The organism is Streptomyces sp. D2-8 (genome assembly GCF_023184515.1).
GTDB lineage: Bacteria > Actinomycetota > Actinomycetes > Streptomycetales > Streptomycetaceae > Streptomyces.
This window is the reverse complement of sequence record NZ_JAAHBP010000022.1, coordinates 89854-113202: the sequence shown is the minus strand read 5'-3', so window position 1 is coordinate 113202 and position 23349 is coordinate 89854. Positions and strand designations below refer to the sequence as shown.

Annotated in this window: 23 protein-coding genes and 1 pseudogene; 18 read left to right on the top strand and 6 right to left on the bottom strand. The window is 70.4% G+C overall.

Annotation, left to right across the window (positions count from 1 at the left end; all coding sequences use genetic code 11):
• Nucleotides 1-9 precede the first annotated feature (9 nt).
• From G3I77_RS31925 to G3I77_RS31880, 10 genes are all read left to right on the top strand, one after another.
• Entirely contained in the window at nucleotides 10-2412 is a 2403-nt protein-coding gene (locus tag G3I77_RS31925) for an excinuclease ABC subunit UvrA (protein WP_248509176.1), read from the top strand.
• 142 nt (nucleotides 2413-2554) lie between these two features.
• The gene (locus G3I77_RS31920; RefSeq protein ID WP_248509172.1) at nucleotides 2555-2830 is read left to right on the top strand and encodes a hypothetical protein; all 276 of its coding nucleotides are present in this window, start codon (nucleotides 2555-2557) and stop codon (nucleotides 2828-2830) included.
• Nucleotides 2831-2880: 50 nt separating this feature from the next.
• Nucleotides 2881-3117: a hypothetical protein gene (locus G3I77_RS31915; RefSeq protein WP_248509170.1), complete on the top strand. Its 237-nt coding sequence runs from the start codon at nucleotides 2881-2883 to the stop codon at nucleotides 3115-3117.
• A gap of 65 nt (nucleotides 3118-3182) precedes the next feature.
• Nucleotides 3183-3383 (top strand): hypothetical protein, encoded by a 201-nt coding sequence (locus tag G3I77_RS31910; RefSeq protein WP_248509168.1) that lies wholly within the window; start codon nucleotides 3183-3185, stop codon nucleotides 3381-3383.
• 145 nt (nucleotides 3384-3528) lie between these two features.
• Nucleotides 3529-4572, top strand: a complete 1044-nt coding sequence (locus G3I77_RS31905; protein ID WP_248509165.1) for an NUDIX hydrolase — start codon at nucleotides 3529-3531, stop codon at nucleotides 4570-4572.
• Nucleotides 4573-4878: 306 nt separating this feature from the next.
• On the top strand, nucleotides 4879-5910 hold the full coding sequence (locus G3I77_RS31900; RefSeq protein WP_248509164.1) for an ABC transporter permease: 1032 nt from the start codon (nucleotides 4879-4881) through the stop codon (nucleotides 5908-5910).
• Nucleotides 5911-5986: 76 nt separating this feature from the next.
• On the top strand, nucleotides 5987-7663 hold the full coding sequence (locus G3I77_RS31895; protein WP_248509163.1) for an ABC transporter substrate-binding protein: 1677 nt from the start codon (nucleotides 5987-5989) through the stop codon (nucleotides 7661-7663).
• Between the two features lie 78 nt (nucleotides 7664-7741).
• Entirely contained in the window at nucleotides 7742-8734 is a 993-nt protein-coding gene (locus G3I77_RS31890; RefSeq protein ID WP_248509162.1) for an ABC transporter permease, read from the top strand.
• 26 nt (nucleotides 8735-8760) lie between these two features.
• The gene (locus G3I77_RS31885; RefSeq protein ID WP_248509160.1) at nucleotides 8761-9861 is read left to right on the top strand and encodes an ABC transporter ATP-binding protein; all 1101 of its coding nucleotides are present in this window, start codon (nucleotides 8761-8763) and stop codon (nucleotides 9859-9861) included.
• Between the two features lie 26 nt (nucleotides 9862-9887).
• Nucleotides 9888-10961 carry a dipeptide ABC transporter ATP-binding protein gene (locus tag G3I77_RS31880; RefSeq protein ID WP_248509158.1) on the top strand — a complete coding sequence of 358 codons (1074 nt, stop codon included), beginning with the start codon at nucleotides 9888-9890 and terminating at the stop codon, nucleotides 10959-10961.
• 19 nt (nucleotides 10962-10980) lie between these two features.
• Here the strand turns inward: G3I77_RS31880 and G3I77_RS31875 are convergent, their stop codons facing one another.
• Nucleotides 10981-12336 (bottom strand): dipeptidase, encoded by a 1356-nt coding sequence (locus G3I77_RS31875; protein ID WP_248509157.1) that lies wholly within the window; start codon nucleotides 12334-12336, stop codon nucleotides 10981-10983.
• A 191-nt stretch (nucleotides 12337-12527) separates the two neighbouring features.
• On the opposite strand from G3I77_RS31875, the gene G3I77_RS31870 reads away from it, so the two are divergent.
• Nucleotides 12528-13769 (top strand): geranylgeranyl reductase family protein, encoded by a 1242-nt coding sequence (locus G3I77_RS31870; RefSeq protein WP_248509156.1) that lies wholly within the window; start codon nucleotides 12528-12530, stop codon nucleotides 13767-13769.
• Here G3I77_RS31870 and G3I77_RS31865 read toward each other — a convergent pair.
• Nucleotides 13753-14202 (bottom strand): nitroreductase family deazaflavin-dependent oxidoreductase, encoded by a 450-nt coding sequence (locus G3I77_RS31865; protein ID WP_248509155.1) that lies wholly within the window; start codon nucleotides 14200-14202, stop codon nucleotides 13753-13755. The genes G3I77_RS31870 and G3I77_RS31865 overlap by 17 nt on opposite strands.
• A gap of 170 nt (nucleotides 14203-14372) precedes the next feature.
• On the opposite strand from G3I77_RS31865, the gene G3I77_RS31860 reads away from it, so the two are divergent.
• Both G3I77_RS31860 and G3I77_RS31855 read left to right on the top strand, forming a co-directional pair.
• Complete coding sequence (locus G3I77_RS31860; protein WP_248509153.1) at nucleotides 14373-15065, top strand: TetR/AcrR family transcriptional regulator; 693 nt, start codon at nucleotides 14373-14375, stop codon at nucleotides 15063-15065.
• Nucleotides 15066-15323: 258 nt separating this feature from the next.
• Nucleotides 15324-15644: pseudogene (locus G3I77_RS31855) on the top strand (response regulator transcription factor); the annotation flags it as partial.
• On the opposite strand, the gene G3I77_RS31850 reads toward G3I77_RS31855, so the two are convergent.
• Nucleotides 15605-15889: a DUF6332 family protein gene (locus G3I77_RS31850; RefSeq protein WP_248509151.1), complete on the bottom strand. Its 285-nt coding sequence runs from the start codon at nucleotides 15887-15889 to the stop codon at nucleotides 15605-15607. The pseudogene G3I77_RS31855 and the gene G3I77_RS31850 overlap by 40 nt on opposite strands.
• A gap of 53 nt (nucleotides 15890-15942) precedes the next feature.
• Nucleotides 15943-16857 (bottom strand): class I SAM-dependent methyltransferase, encoded by a 915-nt coding sequence (locus G3I77_RS31845; RefSeq protein WP_248509146.1) that lies wholly within the window; start codon nucleotides 16855-16857, stop codon nucleotides 15943-15945.
• A 112-nt stretch (nucleotides 16858-16969) separates the two neighbouring features.
• Here G3I77_RS31845 and G3I77_RS31840 point away from each other — a divergent pair, with 112 nt between their 5' ends.
• From G3I77_RS31840 to G3I77_RS31825, 4 genes are read left to right on the top strand one after another with little or no spacing between them, the layout of a single operon-like run.
• The gene (locus tag G3I77_RS31840) at nucleotides 16970-17965 is read left to right on the top strand and encodes a branched-chain amino acid ABC transporter permease (protein WP_248509145.1); all 996 of its coding nucleotides are present in this window, start codon (nucleotides 16970-16972) and stop codon (nucleotides 17963-17965) included.
• An 11-nt stretch (nucleotides 17966-17976) separates the two neighbouring features.
• Nucleotides 17977-18969 (top strand): branched-chain amino acid ABC transporter permease, encoded by a 993-nt coding sequence (locus G3I77_RS31835; RefSeq protein ID WP_248509144.1) that lies wholly within the window; start codon nucleotides 17977-17979, stop codon nucleotides 18967-18969.
• Entirely contained in the window at nucleotides 18959-19843 is an 885-nt protein-coding gene (locus G3I77_RS31830) for an ABC transporter ATP-binding protein (protein WP_248509142.1), read from the top strand. Before G3I77_RS31835 ends, G3I77_RS31830 begins: the two co-directional genes overlap by 11 nt.
• Nucleotides 19844-19845: 2 nt before the next feature.
• Nucleotides 19846-20586, top strand: a complete 741-nt coding sequence (locus G3I77_RS31825; RefSeq protein ID WP_248509140.1) for an ABC transporter ATP-binding protein — start codon at nucleotides 19846-19848, stop codon at nucleotides 20584-20586.
• A gap of 22 nt (nucleotides 20587-20608) precedes the next feature.
• On the opposite strand, the gene G3I77_RS31820 is transcribed toward G3I77_RS31825, so the two are convergent.
• The gene (locus tag G3I77_RS31820) at nucleotides 20609-21856 is read right to left on the bottom strand and encodes an ABC transporter substrate-binding protein (RefSeq protein ID WP_248509138.1); all 1248 of its coding nucleotides are present in this window, start codon (nucleotides 21854-21856) and stop codon (nucleotides 20609-20611) included.
• A 344-nt stretch (nucleotides 21857-22200) separates the two neighbouring features.
• Between G3I77_RS31820 and G3I77_RS31815 the strand changes: the two genes are divergently transcribed.
• A complete protein-coding gene (locus G3I77_RS31815; protein ID WP_248509136.1) occupies nucleotides 22201-22596 on the top strand; it encodes a MarR family winged helix-turn-helix transcriptional regulator in 396 nt (131 codons plus the stop codon).
• 18 nt (nucleotides 22597-22614) lie between these two features.
• On the opposite strand, the gene G3I77_RS31810 is transcribed toward G3I77_RS31815, so the two are convergent.
• Complete coding sequence (locus G3I77_RS31810) at nucleotides 22615-23343, bottom strand: maleylpyruvate isomerase family mycothiol-dependent enzyme (RefSeq protein ID WP_248509132.1); 729 nt, start codon at nucleotides 23341-23343, stop codon at nucleotides 22615-22617.
• Nucleotides 23344-23349: the final 6 nt, after the last annotated feature.

Genomic DNA, 23349 nt, shown 5'->3' with positions numbered 1-23349 from the left:
GGAGCCACCATGAGCAAGGCCACGACGACGGACAGACAGTCGCCCGGGCCGCACGTTGCCGACAGCCATGACGTGATCCGCGTGCACGGCGCGCGCGAGAACAACCTCAGGGACGTCAGCATCGAGATCCCGAAGCGTCGGCTCACGGTGTTCACAGGCGTCTCCGGCTCGGGCAAGAGCTCGCTGGTGTTCGACACCATCGCGGCGGAGTCGCAGCGGCTGATCAACGAGACCTACAGCGCCTTCCTGCAGGGCTTCATGCCGAACCTGGCCCGGCCCGAGGTCGACGTGCTGGACGGGCTGACGACCGCGATCGCCGTCGACCAGCAGCGCATGGGTTCCGACCCCCGCTCCACGGTCGGCACCGCCACCGACGCCAACGCGATGCTGCGGATCCTCTTCAGCCGGCTCGGCACGCCGCACATCGGACCGCCCGGCGCGTTCTCCTTCAACACCGCGTCGGTCTCGGCGAGCGGTGGCATGACGGTCGACCGCGGCGCCGACAAGAGCAGGACGGAGAAGGTGACCTTCAGCCGCACCGGCGGCATGTGCACGCACTGCGAGGGCCGGGGCACGGTCTCCGACATCGACCTGACCCAGCTCTACGACGACTCCAAGTCGCTCTCGGAGGATCCGTTCACCATCCCCACCTACACCGGGGGCGGCTGGGTGGTGCGGGTCATCGCCGAGTCGGGCTTCTTCGACAAGGAGAAGCCGATCCGCGAGTACACCAAGAAGGAGCGGCACGACTTCCTGTACCGCGCGCCGACCAAGGTGAAGATCAACGGCATCAACCTCACCTACGAGGGGCTGATCCCGAAGATCCAGAAGACCTTCCTGTCCAAGGACCGCGAGTCGATGCAGCCGCACATCCGGGCCTTCGTGGACCGGGCGGTCACCTTCACCCGGTGCCCGGACTGCGACGGCACCCGGCTCAGCGAGCTCGCCCGCTCCTCGAAGATCGGCAAGGTCAACATCGCCGACGCCTGCGCGATGGAGATCCGCGACCTGGCGGAGTGGGTGCGCGGGCTCGAGGAGCCGTCGGTGGCGCCCCTGCTCGCCAAGCTCCAGCACACCCTCGACTCGTTCGTGGAGATCGGCCTCGGCTACCTCTCGCTCGACCGGGCGTCGGGCACGCTCTCCGGCGGCGAGGCGCAGCGCACCAAGATGATCCGCCACCTCGGGTCCTCGCTCACCGACGTCACCTACGTCTTCGACGAGCCCTCCATCGGGCTGCACCCCCATGACATCCAGCGGATGAACAACCTGCTCCTGCGCCTGCGCGACAAGGGCAACACCGTGCTGGTCGTGGAGCACAAGCCGGAGACGATCGCCATCGCCGACCACGTCGTGGACCTCGGCCCCGGTGCCGGGACGGCGGGCGGCACGGTCTGCTTCGAGGGCACCCTGGAGGGGCTGCGCGGCAGCGACACCGTCACCGGCCGCCACCTCGACGACCGGGCCAAGATCAAGGCGACGGTCCGCAAGCCCACCGGTGCGCTGGAGGTCCGGGGCGCCTCGGCGAACAACCTGCGCAGCGTCGACGTCGACATCCCGCTCGGCGTCCTCACCGTCATCACCGGCGTCGCGGGCTCCGGCAAGAGCTCGCTGGTGCACGGCTCGATGGCCCGGCAGGCAGCGGCCGAGGGCGTGGTGGCGATCGACCAGACCCCGATCCGTGGCTCCCGGCGCAGCAACCCGGCGACGTACACCGGGCTGGCCGACCCGATCCGCAAGGCCTTCGCCAAGGCCAACGGGGTGAAGCCGGCGCTGTTCAGCGCCAACTCCGAGGGTGCCTGTCCCACCTGCAACGGCGCCGGTGTCATCTACACCGACCTGGCGATCATGCAGAGCGTCGCCACCCCGTGCGAGGAGTGCGAGGGCAGGCGGTTCGAGGCGTCGGTGCTGGAGTACCGCCTCGGCGGCCGTGACATCAGCGAGGTGCTGGCGATGCCGGTGACCGAGGCCGAGGAGTTCTTCGGCAGCGGAGAGGCCCGCACGCCCGCCGCGCACAAGATCCTGGAGCGGCTCGCGGACGTCGGGCTCGGCTACCTCACCCTCGGCCAGCCGCTCACCACGCTGTCCGGCGGCGAGCGGCAGCGGCTGAAGCTGGCCACGCACCTGGGCGAGAAGGGCGGCGTGTACGTCCTCGACGAGCCGACCACCGGTCTCCACCTCGCGGACGTGGAGCAGCTGCTCGGCCTGCTCGACCGGCTCGTCGACGCCGGCAAGTCGGTCATCGTGATCGAGCACCACCAGGCGGTCATGGCACACGCCGACTGGATCATCGACCTCGGCCCCGGTGCGGGCCACGACGGCGGCCGGATCGTCTTCGAGGGCACCCCGGCCGACCTCGTCGAGGCCCGCTCCACGCTGACCGGGGAGCACCTGGCGGCCTACGTGGGCGCCTGACGGAGGCCTTGGTGGCCGTGAGGCGAGCATTCGAGGGCTCGCCTCACGGCCACCATGTCAGACATAAAGTACAAATCAGGCGAATATCGGCGCCGGTCGAGGGCACTCCGTCTCCTGAATCCCCCACGGAACGGAGCCGCTGATGATCATCAAGAAGATGCATGAGATGGGTGTCCGCAGCGAGCACGCCTACATGGCCGGCATGGCCTCCATCGGCCTCAGTGTCGTCGCCTGGGTGGGCTCCCTGAAGATGGAATCCGGCACCGGCATCGCCCGTGCCGACCGCTGGGGCATCTTCGTCGGCGAATGGGCCCCCACCTTCTTCGGCCTGGGCCTCGCCCTGTCCCACTACGAGCAGCAGGACGGCACCCTCACCGCCGACGTCCACGAGTTCCGGCCGACGCGGAAAGCGGGCTGAACGGCCCATCCCGGCGCGCGGCGGGCGCCGTCCCCGCGCACCCTGGTGCCATGGCGTCCGTGAAACCCGTCGTGGTCTACCCGCCCGCCGTGGACGGCGGCCGGCGGGTCCGTGTGGACGGCCAGTTCCTCGGCATCGCGTACGGGCCGCTCGACATCGCCGAGTTCCTGCGGCGCGCCGGGATCGATGACGCGGACGAGGTGTACGTGGCCGTCACGGGGCTCATCGAGTGGCGCGGCGGCGGGCCGGGAGTGTGGGCGACCGACCGGGACGGCGACTCCGCGTAGCGCCCGCTTCGCCCGGTCGCACGCGGCCGCGTGACCCCGGAGCGGGTCCGGCAGTTGAGTCGGGCATGAAGAAGCGCAGCATGCTCGCCATCGCCTCCCTCGCCACCGGCTTCGTCGTCGCGGCGGTCACCCCGTCCCACGCCCTCGGGGACAGCCTCGGCACCCTGAGCGTCGACGAGACCCTCAAGACGCTCGACGAGACCGTCGCCAAGGACAGCCTCTCCCTGGACCGGGAGGACGGCGCCCAGGCGAAGAAGAAGGGCTGACGAGCCGCACGGCCCCGCCGCCACGGCGCCGTCGCTCCCGCGTGAGGGGGCGCCGGCGCCGTCGTCATGCGCCCTCAACTGCGGCTGGTTTCCGTGGCAGGGTGGAGCGGGCAAGCCTCAGGGGGCCAACAGAAGAGGGGGACCTGTGACCGTCGTCTGGATCAACGGCGCGTTCGGTGCGGGGAAGACCACCACCGCACGGGAGCTGATCGAACTGATCCCGAACAGCACGCTCTTCGACCCGGAGGTCATCGGCGGCGCGCTCGCCCACCTGCTGCCACCCAAGCGCCTCGCCGAGGCCGGCGACTTCCAGGACCTGCCGATCTGGCGGCGGCTCGTGATCGATACGGCGGCCGCGATGCTCGCCGAGCTCGGCGGGACCCTCGTCGTCCCCATGACCCTGCTGCGCCAGGAGTACCGCGACGAGATCTTCGGCGGCCTCGCCGCGCGCAGGATTCCGGTCAGCCACATCCTGCTCGCTCCGGCCGAAACGATACTGCGGGAGCGCATAGCGGGCCGTGAGGTCCCGCAGGACCTACCCGACGGCGAGATACGCATACGCCAGTGGTCCTCCGACCACATCGAGCCGTACCGGGCCGCCCTCGCCTCCTGGCTCACCGCCGATGCCCATCCGGTCGACACCGGCGATCTCACGCCGTACGAGACGGCCGTCCGGATCGCCGAGGCCGTCACCAGCGGCTCCGTGCCCGTCTGCGACATCGTGCAGACGCCCGAGCCCACGGCCGAGACCGTCGCCGCCGGAGTGCTCCTCTTCGACGAGCAGGACCGGGTGCTGCTCGTCGACCCCACGTACAAGGCCGGCTGGGAGTTCCCCGGCGGTGTCGTCGAACCCGGCGAGGCGCCCGCGCGGGCCGGGATGCGGGAGGTCGCCGAGGAGACCGGCATCAGCCTCGACGAGGTGCCGAGCCTGCTCGTCGTCGACTGGGAGCGCCCCGCGCCCCCCGGGTTCGGCGGCCTGCGCCTGCTGTTCGACGGCGGTCTCCTGCACTCCGCGGAAGCCGGGCGGCTGCTGCTGCCCGGCCCGGAGCTGCGCGCCTGGCGGTTCGTCACCGAGGAGGAAGCCGCCGGCCTGCTGCCCCCGGTGCGCTACGAGCGGCTGCGCTGGGCCCTGCGGGCACGCGAACGCGGAGCGGCGCTCTATCTGGAAGCCGGGGTCCCGGTCGGCTGACGCCGGGCTCGCTGCCCGCGCCCTTTACCCGGCACGGGGGATTCCTGGGGAAAAGCAAAAGGAAACGGCACCGGACCCACTGTCAATCGCTTCCCAAGGAATCTCCCGCAAACACTCACGCGGTGGGTAATCACATTCCCCGCTCTTGCCAACACTTCGCCATGTCCGCAAACAATCCCTTTTCTCGCCCCTGCGCGGCTTGACCGGGCTCGCACGCCATTGCGAAAGTCCGCAGAGTCTCACGGCGGAATCAACGACCGCCACTCAATTTCCTTGCCCCAGGGGCAGATCCGGGATGTCCGTACGATGACCACGCAACACCAGCCGGTCGACGCCGGCGGCGGCACCGCGCTGCTGACCGAGCCGTCGACGCAGGACTCCAGACCCGGCGGCACGGTTGTCGCCGGCCGCTCACCGGCCCGGATGGCCTGGCGGCGGATCAGGCGGGACAAGGTCACCACGGCCGCCCTGGCGGCCACCCTCCTGTTCATCGCGATCGCCCTCCTCGCGCCGGTACTCACCGCACTGACCGGCTGGGGGCCGATCACCCCCGACACCAAGGCGATCAATCCGGACACGGGCAACTTCCCCTACGGATCGCTGGGCGGCATCAGCCCCCAGCACCTCCTCGGCGTCGAACCGGGCACCGGCTACGACCTGTTCGCCCGCATCGTCTACGGCCTGCGCACCTCCCTCTACGTGGGACTCGCCTCGGCCGTACTGTCCACCACGGTCGGTGTCGTGGCCGGGCTCGCCGCCGGCTACTTCGGCGGCTGGGTCGACTCCCTGCTGTCCCGGATCATGGACGTGATGCTGGCGTTCCCGCAGCTGCTGTTCATCATCGCGCTCACCCCGGTGATGCAGAACGCGTTGCAGACCGACAGTCACGGCGGCACCGACGAGAACCTCCGGCTGCTCGTCCTGGTCCTCAACATCGCGGTCTTCGCCTGGGCGTACACCGCCCGCCTGGTGCGCGGGCAGGTACTGTCCCTGCGCGAGCGGGAGTTCGTCGACGCGGCACGGCTGATGAGCGCCGGCCGCCGGCACATCCTCTTCCGGCAGCTGCTGCCCAACCTGTGGGCGCCGATCCTGATCTCCTTCGCGCTCGCCGTCCCGCAGAACATCACCACCGAGGCGGCGCTGTCGTACCTGGGGGTAGGTGTCATCCCGCCCAACCCCGACTGGGGAGCCGTGCTGTCGGACGCCTCCCAGTTCTTCCTTCGGGACCCGATGTACCTCTTCGTGCCCGGCGTCCTGCTCCTCCTCCTGGTCCTGGCGCTCAACCTGCTCGGGGACGGCGTCCGGGACGCCCTGGACCCCCGCGCCCGCCGCGGCTGACCGACCAGCCCCCCGAGTTTCGGCCGGCGGTCCCACGAACGGCCGCCGAGCCCGTAGCAAGAACGGAGTTTCCTCAATGACGCGCAGCACGCGCAGATCGCGCACGGTCGCTCTCACGGCAACCGCCGTCGTGATCGCCCTCGGAGCCACCGCATGCGGAGGGTCCTCCGGAAACAGCGCCGGCGGCTCCCCCGGAAAGGGCGGCACCCTGACCGTCCTGAACAAGGCCGACTTCGACCACCTCGACCCCCAGCGCGTCTACACGACCGAGGGTTCGAGCATGGACCAGGAGATCGTCCGGGACCTCACGGGCTGGGACGAGACCGGCTCGAAGCCGAAGCTGGTCGGCGACCTGGCCACCGACACCGGCACGCCCTCCGAGGGCGCCACCGTCTGGACCTTCCACCTGCGGCACGGCGTCAAGTACCAGGACGGCACCGAGGTCACCGCACCGGATGTCAAGTACGGCGTCGAGCGGTTCTTCTCCTCCGACATCAACGGCGGCCCGCCCTACGCGGCCCAGTGGCTCGTCGGCGGCGCCGACTACAAGGGCCCGTACCAGGGCAAGGAACTCGACTCCATCCAGACGCCGGACAAGTACACGGTCGTCTTCCACCTCGACCAGCCGGTGGCCGACTTCAACGAGACCACCTCGATGACCGGCTGGGCCGCCGTGCCCAAGGCCCATGACACCGGCTCGACCTACGACACCAAGGTCTGGTCCGACGGCCCGTACATGATCAAGTCGTACACCAAGAACAAGGAGCTCGTCCTCACCAGGAACACGTACTGGTCCCAGTCGACCGACCCGATCAGGCAGCAGAACGTCGACGAGATGGACGTCAAGTTCGGCCAGGACGAGTCCGCCATCGACCAGCAGATCAAGGCCGACGCCGGCACCGCCCAGACCTCGATCCAGCAGTGGCCCATCGCCGGATCCGACCTGGCGCAGCTCGCCAACGACCCGTCCCTGAAGAGCCGTTACTACAAGATTCCCGCGCCCGGCATCAACTACCTCGCGATCAACACCACTCGCGTCAAGGACATCCGCGTCCGCGAGGCGATCGAGTACGCCATCGACAAGACCACCGTCCGGGGCGCCTTCGGCGGCTCGGCGTACGGCGACTACGCCACCACCATGCTGAGCCCCGGCATCGGCGGCTACGAGAAGTTCAACCTGTACGGCTCCAACCCGGCGGGGAACCTCGCCAAGGCGAAGGCGCTGATGAAGCAGGCGGGCAATCCGAAGCCCACCATGTCGATCGCCGTCGAGAACACTCCCACCCAGGAGCACTTCGCCGACGCCGTGAAGACCGCGCTGGAGCACATCGGCATCCACGTCAACATCTCCCCGATCGACGCGTCGAACTACTTCAGCACCGTCAACAACACGAAGAACCAGTACGACCTGACCTGGGGCGACTGGATCGCCGACTGGCCCAACGCCTCCACCGTGCTGCCCACCCTCTTCGACGGCCGGCTGATCAAGAAGAACCCGCAGTCGAACCAGGACCTTTCCTACTTGAACGACCCGAAGGTCAACGCCCTGATCGACAAGGCCGCCAAGATGACCGACGTCGGGCAGCGCAACGCGACCTACGGTCGGCTGGACGAGCAGATCCTGAAGGACGCCGCCGTGGTCCCCCTGACGTACATGAACTTCAGCGACATGTCCGGCTCCAAGGTCGGCGGGGTCATCCCCGACACGATCCTGGCCGAGCCGAGCCTGGTCCACGTCTACATCAAGCACTGACGGAACCGTCTCCACCGAACCCCGCCGGCGGCCTGGGCCGCCGGCGGGCATCCCACTCACGTCAGGTCCCGGCACCCCATGTTTCGTTACCTCATCAGACGCCTGCTGGCAGCGGCCGTGATCATGCTGGTGATCACCACGATCACCTTCTTCATCTTCTTCGCGCTGCCGTCCGATCCCGCACTCCTGGCCTGCGGAAAGACCTGCTCGCCCTCGCGCCTCGCGGAGATCAAGCACTCGCTGGGCCTGGACCAGAGCTATCTCACGCAGTACTGGGAGTTCCTCAAGGGGTTGTTCGTCGGCCGTGACTTCGGCGACCAGAGCGTCCGCATCCACTGCGGCGCGCCCTGCCTCGGTGTGTCCTTCCAGACCGACACCCCCGTTCTGACCACCCTCCTGTCGGACTTCCCGGCGGACCTCTCCCTCGGCCTCGGTGCCGCGCTCGCCTTCCTGATCCTGGGCGTCGGCCTCGGCACTCTCGCCGCGGTGCGCCGGGGCAGGGCCGCCGACAAGGCGGCGGTCGGAGTGGCCCTGTTCGGCGTGTCGGTGCAGATCTACTTCATCGGTCTGCTCCTGCTCTACCTCTTCGTCGACACGTTCCAGATCCTGCCGACCTCCGGCTACACCTCGATCACCGAGGACCCGGCCGGCTGGTTCAAGGGCCTGATCCTGCCCTGGGCCACCCTGGTCATCGTCTACCTCGCGATGTACACCCGGCTCACCCGCTCCTCCATGCTGGAGGTCCTCGCCGAGGACTACATGCGCACCGCCCGTGCCAAGGGCCTGCCGGCCGCCACCGTCGTCCTCAAGCACGGACTGCGGGCCGCCATCTCCCCGGTCATCACCATCTTCGGCATGGACGTCGGCTCCCTGATCGGCGGCTCCGCGGTCATCACCGAGTCGGTGTTCGGCATCAACGGCATCGGCAAGCTCGCGGTCGACTCCGTCCAGAACTCCGACCTGCCGGTCATCCTCGGCACCACGCTCTTCGCCGCGACGTTCGTCGTCCTGGCCAACGTCGTCGTCGACCTGGTGTACGGCCTCGTCGACCCGCGCGTCCGCCTCGCCTGAGCCCTTCTTCGTCCTTAGGAACACCCGTGTCCGTTCAGATCTCACCGCAGCCCGCGGACGTCACACCCGCGCCCGCACCCTTCCTCGACGTACGTGATCTGAGGGTGCACTTCCCGACCGAGGACGGCCTCGTCAAGTCGGTCGACGGCGTCTCCTTCACCCTGGAGAAGGCCAGGACCCTCGGCATCGTCGGCGAGTCCGGCTCCGGCAAGTCGGTGACCTCACTGGCCCTGCTCGGACTGCACAAGGGCACCCGTGCCCAGGTCTCCGGCGAGATCTGGCTGGAGGGCAGGGAACTCGTCGCCCTGCCCGAGGCCGGGATGCGCGCCCTGCGCGGCCGCACGGTCTCCATGATCTTCCAGGACCCGCTGTCCGCGCTGCACCCCTTCTTCACCGTCGGCTCCCAGATCGCAGAGGCCTACCGGGTGCACCACAAGGTCTCCAAGAAGGAGGCGAAGGACCGCGCGGTGGAGATGCTGAAGCGGGTCGGCATCCCGCAGCCCGAGCGCCGGGTCAGGGACTACCCGCACCAGTTCTCCGGCGGTATGCGCCAGCGCGCCATGATCGCCATGTCGCTGGTGTGCGACCCGGCCCTGCTGATCGCCGACGAACCCACCACCGCCCTGGACGTCACCGTCCAGGCGCAGATCCTGGACCTGATCCGCGACCTCCAGGAGGAGTTCGGCTCCGCCGTCGTCATCATCACGCACGACCTCGGCGTGGTCTCCGACGTCGCCGACGACATCCTGGTGATGTACGGCGGCCGCCGCATCGAGTACGGCACCACCCGCGACGTGCTCAAACAGCCCCAGCACCCCTACACCTGGGGCCTGTTGCGGTCGATGCCGCACCTCAGCGGCGACGTCGGCGAACGGCTCGACCCCATCCCCGGCACCCCGCCCAGCCTGATCAACCTGCCGGACGGCTGCTCCTTCCACCCCCGCTGCGCCTACAAGGGCTGGGTTTCGGAGGGCCGTTGCACGGCCCAGCGGCCCGAACTGCGTCTCGTCTCCGGCAGTGAACGGCACCTCGCCGCGTGCCATCTCAGCGACGACGCCAAGCAGGAGATCCGCGGCGGGGCCGGTCCAAACGACCGGGGCGCCGCAGCCGCACGGGACGCGCAGTGACGGCGGCGGACGAAAGGGAGCAAGCCGTGAGCACCACCCAGCCCCTCACGGGGCAGAGCACCGACCGCCCAGCCGGCGAGAACCTCCTCGACGTACGCGGTCTGCGGAAGCACTTCCCGATCCGGCAGGGCATCATCTTCCAGCGGCAGATCGGCGCCGTCCGAGCCGTCGACGGCATCGACTTCGCGGTCGGGCCCGGTGAGTCGCTGGGCCTGGTCGGCGAGTCCGGATGCGGCAAGTCGACCACGGGCCGCCTGATCACCCGGCTGCTCGAACCCACCGGCGGCTCCGTCGTGTTCGACGGCGAGGACATCACGCACCAGTCGCCCGCGCGGATGCGGGAGGCCCGCCGCAACCTCCAGATGATCTTCCAGGACCCGTACGCGTCGCTGAACCCCAGGCACACCGTCGGCACCATCATCGAGACACCGATGCGGCTCAACGGCATCAACCCGCCCCAGGGCCACAAGAAGCGCGCCCAGGAACTCCTGGAGACCGTCGGGCTCAACCCCGAGCACTACAACCGCTACCCGAACGAGTTCTCCGGCGGCCAGCGCCAGCGCATCGGTATCGCCCGCGCCCTCGCCCTGCGGCCGAAGCTGATCGTGGCCGACGAACCCGTCTCGGCGCTGGACGTCTCCATCCAGGCGCAGGTCGTCAACCTGCTCCAGGACCTCCAGCGGGAGTTCGGCATCGCCTTCCTCTTCATCGCCCACGACCTGGCCGTCGTACGGCACTTCTCCGAGCGGGTCGCCGTGATGTACCTGGGCAAGATCGTCGAGGTCGCCGAGCGGGAGTCGCTCTACACCCGGCCCCGGCACCCCTACACCCACGCGCTGCTGTCCGCCGTACCCGAGGCCGACCCGGACGCCGTCGAGCGGCGCGAACGCATCCGGCTGGCCGGGGACGTGCCCTCCCCGATCGACCCGCCCTCCGGCTGCCGCTTCCGCACCCGCTGCTGGAAGGCACAGGAGAAGTGCGCCCTGGAGGAACCGCCCCTGGTGCGCGTCGAGGGCAGCCCCTCGGGCCATCTGACCGCCTGCCACTTCCCCGAGGAGCCGTCCGTCACCGCACGCGAGGAGGACATCGTGCTGGACTAGCCAGCTGTGGGCAGCGCGGTCAGCTCGCCGCGTAGTTCCGAAGGAACAGCGCCTCCGCCACCGACAGCCGCTCCAGCTCCTCGGGGGACACGCTCTCGTTCACCGCGTGGATCTGGGCCTCCGGCTCGCTCAGCCCGATCAGCAGGATCTCCGCACGCGGATAGAGGGCGGCCAGCGTGTTGCACAGCGGGATGGAGCCGCCCTGCCCCGCGTACTGCATCTCCTGCCCCGGGTAGGCCACCGCCATCGCGGCCGCCATGGCCTGGTAGGCCGGGCTGGTGGTGTCGGCGCGGAACGGCTGGCCCTCGCCGATCTGCTCGGTGCTCACCCGCGCACCCCACGGCGTGTGCGCCTCCAGGTGCGCCTGGAGCAGCTTGGTCGCCGCGCCCGCGTCCACCCCCGGCGGCACCCGCAGGTTGATCAGCGCACGGGCGCTCGCCTGCACGGACGGCGTGGCGCCGACCACGGGCGGGCAGTCGATGCCGATGACCGTGACGGCGGGGCGCGCCCAGATGCGGTCGGCGACCGTCCCGGACCCGATCAGCTCCACGCCGTCCAGGACCTTGGCGTCCTGGCGGAACTGCTCCTCCTCGTACTCCAGTCCCTCCCAGGCCGCGCCCCCGGAGAGCCCCTCGACGGTCGTCGAACCGTCCTCGGCGCGCAGCGAGTCCAGCACGCGGATCAGCGCGGCCAGCGCGTCGGGCGCGGCACCGCCGAACTGGCCCGAGTGCAGATTGCCCGCGAGCGTGTCGACCTGCACCCGCACCATCGTCATGCCGCGCAGGGTGGAGGTGACGGTCGGCAGGCCGGCACGGAAGTTGCCCGCGTCGCCGATGACGATCGTGTCCGCCTCCAGCAGGCCGGGGTGCTCCTCGGCGTACCGCTCCAGACCGCCCGTGCCCATCTCCTCAGAGCCCTCGGCGATCACCTTCACATGGACGGGGACCCCGCCGTTCGCCTTCAGCGCGCGCAGTGCCAGCAGGTGCATGACCAGGCCGCCCTTGCAGTCGGCGGCCCCGCGCCCGTACCAGCGCCCGTCCCGCTCGGTCAGCTCGAACGGCGGGGTCGTCCAGGCGGCCTCGTCCAGCGGCGGCTGCACGTCGTAGTGGGCGTAGAGCAGGACGGTCTTCGCACCCGCCGGGCCGGGCAGGAAGCCGTAGACCGACTGCGTGCCGTCGGGGGTGTCGAGCAGGGCCACGTCCTCGAACCCCTCGGCGGCGAGCGCGTCGGCGACCCAGCGGGCGGCGCGCTCGCTCTCGCTCCTCGGGAACTGGTCGAAGTCCGCCACCGACTGGAAGGCCACCAGTTCGGTGAGTTCCTCCTTCGCCCTGGGCATCAGCGAGGCGACGGTCTCGGCGACCGGATTCGACGACATGGGCACGCTCCTCGTGGGTGCGACGTTGTACGGATGCGTACCTCCCGGTACGCGGTGATCGTGTGGTGTGGACGCGCGCCCCGTGTAGGGGCCACCCACGTCGCCGATCCTCCCACAGCGGCCTGCGGTGACCGCCGCCGTAGGATGCGGGAGACAGCGGCAGGCGGCTTGATCGGGAGCAGTAGACCATCGTGAGCAGCGAGAACTCTTCGGCGGACGACGCGCGGCAGGTGTGGGACGTCGTCGTGGTGGGCGCGGGACCCGCGGGCGCTTCGGCCGCGTACGCGGCGGCAGTGGCCGGCAGACGCGTGCTGTTGCTGGAGAAGGCCGAACTGCCGCGGTACAAGACGTGCGGCGGCGGCATCATCGGTCCCTCGCGCGACGCCCTGCCGCCCGGCTTCGAGCTGCCGCTCAGGGACCGGGTGCACGCGGTGACGTTCTCGAGCAACGGCCGCTTCACGCGCACGCGCCGCTCCAAGCAGATGCTGTTCGGGCTGATCAACCGGCCCGAGTTCGACCAGCAGCTCGTCGAGCACGCGCAGAAGGCGGGCGCCGAGCTGCGTACGGGAGTCACCGTCCAGCGGGTCGAGCAGCACGGCTCGGCGGTGCCGGACCGGCGCACGGTCGCCGTGGTCCTGCAGGGCGGCGAGGTCCTGCTCGCGCGGGCCGTCGTCGGGGCGGACGGCAGCGCCAGCCGCATAGGGGCGCATGTCGGGGTCAAGGTCGCCCAGGCGGACCTCGGCCTGGAGGCGGAGATCCCGGTGCCGGAGACGGTCGCCGAGGACTGGAAGGGCCGGGTGCTCATCGACTGGGGCCCCTTGCCCGGCAGTTACGGCTGGGTCTTCCCCAAGGGCGACACCCTGACGGTCGGGGTGATCTCGGCCCGTGGCGAAGGGGCCGCGACGAAGCGGTACTTGGAGGAGTTCATCGGCCGACTGGGCCTCGCCGGTTTCGAACCGAGCATCTCCTCGGGGCACTTGACCCGCTGCCGCGCCGACGACTCGCCGCTCTCGCGCGGGCGGGTGCTCGTGTGCGGGGACGCCGCGGGGCTGCTGGAGCCGTGGACCCGTGAAGGCATCTCGTTCGCGCTGCGGTCCGGCCGGCTCGCGGGGGAGTGGGCGGTGCGGATCGCCGAGGCGCACGACGCGGTGGACACGCGCCGGCAGGCTCTCAACTACGCGTTCGCGGTCAAGGCCGGGCTCGGAGTGGAGATGAGCGTCGGCAAGCGGCTGCTGACGGTGTTCGAGCGCCGTCCCGGGCTGTTCCACGCGGCGCTGACGAGCTTCCGCCCGGCCTGGAAGGCGTTCAAGGAGATCACGCAGGGCTCGACGTCGCTGGGCGAGATCGTCCGCACGTATCCGGTGGCCCAGCGGGCCCTGACCGCACTGGACCGCCGTCCCGTGACGGGCGGCGAGGTCAGCTCGTCGGAGTGATCTCGAAGACCGGGTGGTCGGGGGCGATGCGGCGTAGCTGGTCGTCCGGGGAGTCGGGGCCGACTCCGTTGAAGAAGACCCCCACCTCCGCCTTCCAGCGCTTGAGGTAGGCGCGCAGGATCGGGGTCTTGTCGTCGTCGCTCACCTCGGCCGCGGTGAAGGTGTCCACGCGCTTGCCGAGGTGCAGCTCGCCGCCGCCCGCGGCGCGCATGTTGTGCGTCCACTGGACGTGGCCGCGCGGGGCGACCAGGTACTGCTTGCCGTCCAGGGGCAGCAGGTTGACCGGGGTGGTGCGCCACTGGCCGCTCTTGCGGCCGCGGACGGCGAGGACCCGGGAGCCCCAGACGCTGATGCCGCGGCGGGTCAGCCAGGCCACGAAGCGGTTGAGGACGTTGACGGTGAACCAGCCGGGCTTTTGGACGTGCGTGGACATGGGGTCCCCTCGCGTTGCGGCGAAGCGGCGCTCTCTTCTGTGAGCACTGCTCTCGCTCTCTGGTGCCAGTCTGCACGAGGCCGTCACACCCATGCAAGAGCAGTGCTCTCTTTTTGGTTCGCCGCTCTCGTTTGTGTGCACTGCTCTGCTTCCATGGGAGACTGCCCGGCATGAGCACCGCACACGGCGCCCGTGCCCGGGCCAGGATCGAAGTCACCGCGGCCATCAAGGACGAGGCCCGCAGACAGCTCGCGGCGGAGGGCGCCGCCCGGCTCTCCCTGCGCGCCGTGGCCCGCGAGCTCGGCATGGTCTCCTCCGCCCTGTACCGCTACTTCCCCAGCCGTGACGACCTGCTGACCGCACTCATCATCGACGCCTACGACTCCCTCGGCGAGAGCGCCGAGGCGGCCCACGAGGAAGCGGCCGGCCCCTACGAACGCTGGATCACTGTCTGCGCGGCGGTGCGCCGCTGGGCGCTGGACCACCCGCACGAGTACGCGCTGATCTACGGATCGCCCGTTCCCGGCTACACCGCCCCCGACGCCACCGTCCCGCCCGCCGCCCGTGTCGGCCTCCTGCTCATCGGCATCGCCCGCGATGCCCACCAGGGCGGGGGTCTTGCCCGCCCCGTGCTGCCGGCCGACCTGCGCCCGGAGGCGGAACGGATGACCGCCGACCTCGCCCCGGACCTTCCCCCGGAGGTCGTCACAGCACTCGTCGCGTCCTGGGCGCAGCTGTACGGACTGGTCGGCTTCGAGCTGTTCGGCCAGTTCCACCGGGTGGTGGAGGACCGGGAGAGGTTCTTCCGGCACGCGGTGGGGCAACTCGCCCGGGGGGTGGGGCTGGCGCCCGAGTCCGCGTAATGCCACCGGCCCGGTGGACGGGCCTGCTTCCCGGGGAGTACGCGTGAGCACCACGCCGGGGTGACGCCGCTGCGGGAGGGCGGCGTCTGGCGTGGCCGGTATGGACGAGCAGCGTGCGCGGGGCGGTGCGCCGCGGTGGTGGCGGCACGGGCCCGCGTGGTGGGGCCGGCGGGCGGAGCCGGACCTCTTCGCACGGGTGCTGCGGGTGGCCGGGGGGCTGCTGCTGTGGCGGAAGCGGTATCGGTGGCAGTGGTGTTCGTACGGGCGGTGGCAGCGGGCGACGCGCTGCTGTCACCGGGCGTGACGCGGCGGCTGATCTCCGAGTTCGCCTCCCGCTCCAAGGAACCGGCGGCGGCCGGCGCCCTGGGCCGCCGGCTCACCGAGCGCGAGCGGGAGGTGATGGCGCTGGTCGGGATCGGCCTGTCCGACGAGGAGATCGCGCGCCGCCTCGTCGTCAGCCCGCTCACCGCGAAGACCCACGTCAGCCGCACGATGGTGAGGCTCGGCGCCCGCGACCGGGCCCAACTGGTCGTGCTCGCCTACGAGTCGGGGCTGCTGCGGCCGGGCCGGCTGGGCTGATCCGCTGACTGGAACCGGACCAGCACACTGACGACCCGGGCGACGAAGAGGACGGGCGCGAGCACCATCCCGGTGCGCAGCAGCAGACGCTCCGCCGTGTCCGGGAGGTCGAAGAGCAGCGCGGGGCCGGCCAGGGCCCCGAAGACGACCGCCGCGGCGAAGGCCGCACTGCACAGCGCGTACCCGGTCTCGACGGTGATCGCGTCCCGTTCGGCCTGCGTGCGCCGTCCCCCGTGACTGGTCATACGGCGAGTCAAACAGGAGGGCGCCCGGCGGGCAAGCGTCCCGCGGGGCGCCCTCAGGAGGCGTGTTCGTCGAGCGCGGGTTTGTCGAGGACGTACGCCGTGTAGCGAGTGACGCGCCCGATGGCCCGATGGGCCCGGACGACGGTGATGACCTCGTCCCAGTCCTGTGCGTCGAGTGTTCTGAGGCCGGGCCACCGCACGCACAGCGCCTGTCGGCCGGCCCGGGTGGACGCCGCGCCGACGAACAGGGCACAGAGTTGGGCCGCCCGGTGGAGTACGGGGGTGGTCCAGTCGAGGATCCGGCGCGTGGTGAAGCCGGCGGCGGAAGCCGTCAGCGGGTACCGCTCGTGCGGTTCGAGGTCGTCGAAGCGCCAGGTCCCGCGTACGAGGCCGTCCGGGTCGAGGGTCCCGATCGGCTGATCCGTACGGGAGGTGACATCCACGAGGACGAGCCGGCCTCCTGGGCGGAGCAGCCGGAAGCTTTCGCTCAGGAATGACCTGCGGCCCTCATGGCCGAAGTGGAAGGCGGCCTCCAGGCAGTGCACTCGGTCGAAGGAACCATCCGTCAGCGGGATCTCCGCTGCCTGCCGCGGCAGAGCCGTGGCGTCGGCGACGGCGAAGCGCGCGCCGGAACAGCCGCCGAAGCGGCGACGTGCCTGGTCGATCTGCGCGGGCTGGACGTCCACTCCCAGTGCCCGGCATCCCGCGGCGCCCAAGCGGGCCGTGGTGTCACCGCGACCGCATCCGGCATCCAGGACGAGCTGTCCGGGCCGGGCGTCCAGCAACGCCAGCGACCGGCGGGCCAGGCGGCGCTGAAAGGGCACCGGCCCGGCCAGGACCACGAGCGGCAGGGTGGGCAGCGTGAAGTAGCCGATGTCGACCAGGCTGTCCCAACCGAGGTGCCGCAGCACCCGGAAGAGCACACTGTCGTCGTTGTACGCACGCGCGAGGTCCCCGCTGTCATCCATTCCGCATCCTCCGCTGTCCGAGGGCACATCTGTGGTGCGCTACCCGTGTCACCGTCCCGACCTGCACCTACACTGATCCCATAGAGGATGTTCTTGACTTACCGGAATCGCCATGCGCTGTCAGCGGATGCTCGTACCGGTCCTCGCCCTGGCCCTCGTCACGGTGCCCGTGATCTCCGCGCGGGCACAGGGTGAGGAAGTCCCGCGCGGCCCCACGTTCGCCGCGCGCGCTCTGCAGGCGCTGATCGACGGTATCCAGTTCGGGGTGATCATCGCGATCACCTCGGTCGGGCTCTCGCTGATCTTCGGCACCATCCACCTGATCAACTTCGCGCACGGCGAGTTCGTCACGATCGGCGCCACCTTCGCGTTCTTCCTCAACGTCTCCGCCGGCGGCCCGGGCTGGCACCTGATCCCCTCCGCTGCCGCAGCGGTGGTCTTCGGCGCCCTGCTGGGCTGGGCGGTCGACCGCGGCGTCTGGCGGCCGCTGCGGGCCCGGGGCACCGGGCTGATCAACATGTTCATCGTCACCATCGGGCTCTCGCTGCTGCTGCGCCACGTCGTACTCGTGCTGTACGGAACCCGGCCCGCCTCCTACGCCCAGTACGACATCCAGAACACGATCGGCCTCGGGTCGGCCGGCATCACCCCGCGGGACCTCACCGTCACCCTGCTCTCCGTCCTGGTGCTGCTCGGCATCGCCGCGCTCCTGCAGAAGACGCGGATCGGCACGGCCGTCCGGGCCGTCTCCGCCAACCGTGACCTCGCGGAGGCGTCGGGCATCGACGTGCAGCGGGTCGTGCTGTTCGTGTGGATGCTCGGGGGCGGGCTGGCCGCGCTCGGCGGGGTCTTCTTCGGCCTGGTCGAGATCGTCACCTGGGACATGGGCTTCAAGCTCCTTCTGCTCATGTTCGCGGGGATCATCCTGGGCGGCCTCGGCTCCGCCTACGGTGCGATGGTCGGCAGCCTCGTCATCGGCGTCGTCGCCCAGATGTCCACCCTGTGGTTCCCGGTCGACCTCCAGTACGCCTGGGCGCTGCTCGTCCTCATCCTCGTCCTCCTCGTCCGGCCGCAGGGCATCCTCGGCCGGGCCGAACGTGTCGGGTGAGGGGGTGTGCCATGGACTTCGAGGCCATCGTCTCCGACGCCCTGCGTTCGGGCATCGGTCCCATCGCCGCCGTCTACGCCCTCGCCGCGATGGGGCTGAACCTGCACTTCGGCTACACGGGGCTGCTGAACTTCGGCCAGGTCGGATTCATGCTGGTCGGCGGTTACGGGCTCGCCATCACGGTGTCCACGTACGACGGCCCGATGTGGCTCGGCGTCCTGGGCGGCGTCGCCTGCGCGATCGTGCTGGCCCTGCTCCTCGGCCTGCCCACCCTGCGGCTGCGCGCCGACTATCTCGCGATCACCACCATCGCGGCGGGGGAGACGCTTCGGCTGTTCTACCGTTCCAGCTGGGCCGAGCCGGTGACCGGCGGGGTGTTCGGGCTGCAGCGGTTCGCGAACGACTTCTACGCGCTCAGCCCCATCGAGCCCGGCACCTACGGCGTGTGGCTCGTGAGGTTCAGTGCCCGCGACCTCTGGGTGATGATCGTCGGATGGGCGCTGGTGCTCGTGGTCGGAAGTCTGCTCGCCCTGCTGATCCACAGCCCGTGGGGCCGTGTCATCCGGTCGATCCGTGATGACGAGGTCGCCGCGCGCAGCCTCGGCAAGAACGTCTACGCGTACAAGATGCAGAGCCTCGTGCTCGGCGGCGTCATCGGGGCGGTGGCGGGCATGATGCAGGCGATCCAGGTGCAGTCCGTGAACCCGGACAACTACGACCCGGCCGTCACGTTCTTCCTGTACACGCTGCTGGTGCTCGGAGGCGCCGGGCGGATCCTCGGCCCGGTCGTCGGCGCGATCCTGTTCTGGTTCGTCCTCAGCTTCCTCGACAGCGCGCTCCGCCAGGCCATCGACGCCGAGTACATCTCGCCGGACCTCATCAGCACGTCGGAGGTCGGCGCGGTGCGCTTCGCCCTGGTCGGGGTCGCCCTGATCCTGCTGGTCGCGTTCCGGCCGCAGGGCATCCTCGGCAGCCGGAAGGAGATGTTGCTCAGTGGCCGCTGACCCTGCCGCGTCCCACTCGGGCCGGCTCTCCGCGATCGATCCCGAGCCGGGGGTGCGCAAGCCCGATCCCCTGCTGGTCCTGGACCAGGTGACCCGCACCTTCGGCGGCCTCGTCGCCGTGCGGGTCGAGCACCTGGAGGTGCAGCGCGGGGTCATCACGGCGCTCATCGGGCCCAACGGCGCCGGCAAGACCACGTTGTTCAACGTGGTGAGCGGGTTCGACCGGGCCGACGGCGGCCGGTGGTCGTTCGACGGACAGCCGCTCACCGGCGCCCCGGCGCACCGGGTGGCGCGGCGCGGAATGGTCCGCACGTTCCAGCTCTCCAGGGCGGTCGCCCGGCTCACGGTGCTGGAGAACCTGCTGCTCGCCGCGCCCGGGCAGCGCGGCGAGCGGGTGCTGCCCGCGCTGCTGCGACCGCTGTGGCGCGGGCAGGAGCGGGAGTTCGAGCGCCGGGCCGACGAACTGCTGGACCGGTTCCGGCTCGGGCCCCTGCGCGACGACCATGCCGGCACGCTCTCCGGTGGCCAGCGCAAACTGCTGGAACTGGCCCGCGCGCTGATGACCCGGCCGGTCATGCTCCTGCTCGACGAGCCGATGGCCGGGGTGAACCCCGCGCTGACCCAGTCGCTGCTCGGACACATCACGCGGCTGCGGGACGAGGGGCTGACGGTGTGCTTCGTCGAGCACGACATGGACGTGGTGATGGGCATCAGCGACTGGGTGGCCGTCATGGCCGACGGCCGCCTGGTGGCCGAGGGCCCACCGCACACGATCGGCCGGAACGCCGCCGTCGTGGACGCCTACCTGGGCAAGCGGCACGACGAGCCGGAGGCGGCCGAGGAGAAGGGGAGGGAGAAGGGGAAGGAGGAGTAGCGATGTCCGCTGAGGAGCAGGCACCGGTGCTGGCGGCCGATGACATCGTCGCCGGTTACATCCCCGGTGTCGATGTGCTGCGCGGATGCAGCATCGAGGTGCGGCCGGGCGAGGTGGTCGGCGTGATCGGCCCCAACGGCGCGGGCAAGTCGACGCTGGTCAAGGCCGTCTTCGGGTTGCTGCGGGTGCGCGGCGGGACCGTGCGGCTGCGCGGCGAGGACGTGACGGGCCGGCCCGCGCACGAACTGGTGCGGCGGGGCGTGGGCTACGTACCGCAGCTGCAGAACGTGTTCCCCACGCTGACAGTCGAGGAGAACCTGCGGATGGGCGTGTATCTGCGGCCCAAGGACCACGCGCGGCGGGTCACGGCGATCGAGGACCTCTTCCCCGTGCTGGCCGACCGGCGCAGGCAGAAGGCCGGCGCGATGTCCGGCGGCGAACGCCAGATGCTCGCGATGGCCCGCGCCCTGATGATGGAGCCGCAGCTGCTGCTGCTCGACGAGCCGTCGGCCGGCCTGTCACCGCTCCACCAGGACCACGTCTTCGACCGGTGCAGAATGATCAACAGCGCGGGCGTCGCGGTGCTCATGGTCGAGCAGAACGCCCGCAGGTGCCTTCAGCTGTGCGACCGCGGCTACGTCCTCGACCAGGGCCGCAACGCGTACACCGGCACGGGTACGGCCCTGCTGCACGACAAGAAGGTGATCGAGCTCTACCTCGGCACGCTCGCCCGCGTCCGTTGACTCCCGCTGTCGGTCTTCCCGGTCACTCCTCGGCCTCGCTGGTCTCGGTGCGCAGGGTCTGCAACTTCCCCTCGTCGTCGTAGCCGTACACCTCGATCGTCGCCTGGCCGGGTTCGCCCTTGTCGGTGAAGTCGAGCGGCCCGCTCACACCGTCGTAGTCGATGTCCTTGCCGTCGGCGAGCAGTTCCTTGCAGGCGGCGAACGAGTTGCACTTCTCGCCGTCCTTGGTGATCCCGTTCATCTCCTTCACGTACTCGCCCGGGTCGTCGGACCCCGCCTTCTCGGCGGCGAGCGCGATCGTCGTCGTGCAGTCGAACACCTGCGGTGCGAACTGCAGCTCCTTCAGGTCCGGCGCGAACTCCTTCAGCTCCTTCACGTACTGCTCGTTCTCCGCCGAGGCCGGCGCGGTCCCCTTCATCCCGGAGAGCCTCTCCGGCTGGCCCGGGGCGACCAGCGACGGCAGTTCCTCGCTGCGCAGTCCGTCGGCGCCGTAGACGCCGATCTGGTCGGGCCCGAGTCCGGACTCGATCATGCCCTGCAGGATCTGGGTGCCCTCCTCGAAGGCGATCACCACGGCGGCGTCCGGCCTGGAGTTCTCCACCTGCTGGACGACCTGGTCGAAGTTGGTCGCCTTCGGGTCGTAGGTCTCGGCGAGCGTCACCGTCGCGCCGCGCTCCTCCAGCGTCTTGCGGGTGGCCTCCATCAGGCCGCGCCCGTAGTCGTCCGCCCGTGCGACCAGGGCGACCCGGTCGTGGCCGTCGTCGCGGACGACATCCGCCAGGATGGGCCCCTGCAAGGCGTCGCTCGGGACGGTACGGAAGTAGAAGCCCTCGTCCTCGTAGTCGGTGAAGGTGGGAGCGGTGTTCGAACCCGAACACTGCACGACGCCCGCTCCGGTCACCCGGTCGATGAACGCCAGCGACATGCCGGACGCCGCGGCGCCGACGATCGCGTCCACGCCTGCCGCGAGGACCCGGTCCGCCGACTGCGCGGCAACGGCCTCCTGGCCCGCCTCGTCACTGGAGACCACCTTGGGCACGGACTTGCCCAGGACTCCGCCGGCGTCGTTGATCTTCTGTATCGCGAACTTCAGCGACTCGATCTGGGGTGGGCCGAGGTAGGCCAGTTGTCCGGTCTCCGGCAGGACGTAGCCGAACTGGAGCTCGCCGTCGCCCGGCTCGGCCTGGGCAGTGCCCGTCGTACCGCAGACGGCTATCGCAAGAGCAGCCGCGCTTGCGAAGATCGCGGACCGCCGTATCGACGCTTTCATCTCCGCCTCCGCTCGTTACAGGCCGCGGAGGTCGACTGGCCGGCCCTCCGCCTGCCATCTGTACACGAGCGTAGAACTGATTCGAAGTCCGGAAAAGTATAGTATGTGCACTTTTTCGATTGATCGTGCTTCTCGCCTCGGCCCTGCGTCTCCTTCGCGGGTCACGCAGGGTCTCTTGTGGTCAGCAGGCCGGCGAAGGCGATAGAGCCGTGGAGTCCAACGCCCCTCGGGCGTGGGGGAGATGGGCGGAGAGGTCACGCCCGGAGTGCTGCATGCGCATGCATTAAATGTAAGTGCAGTTAATTCTGGCGCAACCATCACGGTTCTCTGTTACGGTGCGGCGCATGGCGGCTCAGCAGGCCGAGCAGACGCTCGTGGCACGGTGGCGGGACATTCTGGCGCTGCACGCGCGGACGCAGTGCGAACTGGACCGGGCGCTGCACGGCCACGGCCTGTGCGCCAGCGACTTCGAGGTGCTCGACGTCCTCGCCGGGTGCCGGACACCCAAGGGCACGCCGTCCTATCGCGTCCAGGAGATCTCCGAGCGGGTCCATCTCAGCCAGAGCGCGCTGTCGCGGCTGATCGCCCGGCTGGAGAAGGAGGGACTCGTCGAGCGCGGCATGTGCCCCGAGGACCGGCGCGGCGTGAAGGTCTGCCTCACGGCAAAGGGACGCGCGCTGCACGGCGAGGTGCTTCCCGTGCAGCGCGCGGTACTCGCGCGGATGCTCACCGACGGCTGATCGCGCGCCGACGGCCGCTCAGATCGCCGACGCCTCCCGCCACAGCGTGGCGAGCGCCTGGTCGCCCGTGGCGCTCGGCAGGGGCGCCCGGTTCCACAGCGCCAGATACAACTGCTCGGCCGGGCCGGACAGTTCGCACTCGGCCGCCCCGGACGCGTCCCGCGTGGTCACGGGCGGCTCCGGTGACAGCCGTACCGTCCACACCGCGCCGGTGTCCTGCGTGCGGACCCGCAGGACGCGCGGTCCGGGGGTGCGCACGCGGCTCTTGGCGCGGGCGTGGAAGCCGCGCAGCAGCTCGTCGATGCCGTCGGTCGCGAAATCGGGGCTGACGCCGGCCGGGCCGCCGCCGCGCGCGGATTCCGCGTCGACCCGGTGCACGGCCGTCTCGTGCGCCTGCCGCCGGGCCCAGAAGGCCAGCGGGGACGGAGCGGGCAGGAAGGCGAAGCACTCCACGTCGGGCGAGGCGCCCGCCAGCGTGTCGACGAGATGCCGGTGGCTGTCGCGGTACCAGGCCACGAGCTCCGCGCCGTCGAGGTCGGTGGGTTCGACCAGCGGGCGGCGTTCGGCGAGCCGCTCGGCGACGTAGGCGGCGGCCCAGCGGTGCACGGCGCCCGTGTGCCGCAACAGGTCGCTCACCTGCCACTCGGGGCACGTCGGCACCTTCGCGTCGGTCCCGGCCTCCTCGGCGGCCGCGGCCAGCAGCCGGCCTTCCGTCTCCAGTGCTTGAAGGAACTCGGCGGTCTCCATGGCGCC

Excerpts from the sequence above, each read along its gene's own strand:
- G3I77_RS31810 (WP_248509132.1), bottom strand. The coding sequence starts at position 23,343 with ATGGAGACCGCCGAGTTCCTTCAAGCACTGGAGACGGAAGGCCGGCTG.
- G3I77_RS31910 (WP_248509168.1), top strand. The coding sequence starts at position 3,183 with ATGAAGAAGCGCAGCATGCTCGCCATCGCCTCCCTCGCCACCGGCTTC.
- G3I77_RS31915 (WP_248509170.1), top strand. The coding sequence starts at position 2,881 with ATGGCGTCCGTGAAACCCGTCGTGGTCTACCCGCCCGCCGTGGACGGC.
- G3I77_RS31825 (WP_248509140.1), top strand. The coding sequence starts at position 19,846 with ATGTCCGCTGAGGAGCAGGCACCGGTGCTGGCGGCCGATGACATCGTC.
- G3I77_RS31815 (WP_248509136.1), top strand. The coding sequence starts at position 22,201 with ATGGCGGCTCAGCAGGCCGAGCAGACGCTCGTGGCACGGTGGCGGGAC.
- G3I77_RS31820 (WP_248509138.1), bottom strand. The coding sequence starts at position 21,856 with ATGAAAGCGTCGATACGGCGGTCCGCGATCTTCGCAAGCGCGGCTGCT.
- G3I77_RS31895 (WP_248509163.1), top strand. The coding sequence starts at position 5,987 with ATGACGCGCAGCACGCGCAGATCGCGCACGGTCGCTCTCACGGCAACC.
- G3I77_RS31920 (WP_248509172.1), top strand. The coding sequence starts at position 2,555 with ATGATCATCAAGAAGATGCATGAGATGGGTGTCCGCAGCGAGCACGCC.
- G3I77_RS31925 (WP_248509176.1), top strand. The coding sequence starts at position 10 with ATGAGCAAGGCCACGACGACGGACAGACAGTCGCCCGGGCCGCACGTT.
- G3I77_RS31865 (WP_248509155.1), bottom strand. The coding sequence starts at position 14,202 with ATGTCCACGCACGTCCAAAAGCCCGGCTGGTTCACCGTCAACGTCCTC.
- G3I77_RS31900 (WP_248509164.1), top strand. The coding sequence starts at position 4,879 with ATGACCACGCAACACCAGCCGGTCGACGCCGGCGGCGGCACCGCGCTG.
- G3I77_RS31860 (WP_248509153.1), top strand. The coding sequence starts at position 14,373 with ATGAGCACCGCACACGGCGCCCGTGCCCGGGCCAGGATCGAAGTCACC.
- G3I77_RS31840 (WP_248509145.1), top strand. The coding sequence starts at position 16,970 with ATGCGCTGTCAGCGGATGCTCGTACCGGTCCTCGCCCTGGCCCTCGTC.
- G3I77_RS31890 (WP_248509162.1), top strand. The coding sequence starts at position 7,742 with ATGTTTCGTTACCTCATCAGACGCCTGCTGGCAGCGGCCGTGATCATG.
- G3I77_RS31835 (WP_248509144.1), top strand. The coding sequence starts at position 17,977 with ATGGACTTCGAGGCCATCGTCTCCGACGCCCTGCGTTCGGGCATCGGT.
- G3I77_RS31845 (WP_248509146.1), bottom strand. The coding sequence starts at position 16,857 with ATGGATGACAGCGGGGACCTCGCGCGTGCGTACAACGACGACAGTGTG.
- G3I77_RS31850 (WP_248509151.1), bottom strand. The coding sequence starts at position 15,889 with ATGACCAGTCACGGGGGACGGCGCACGCAGGCCGAACGGGACGCGATC.
- G3I77_RS31875 (WP_248509157.1), bottom strand. The coding sequence starts at position 12,336 with ATGTCGTCGAATCCGGTCGCCGAGACCGTCGCCTCGCTGATGCCCAGG.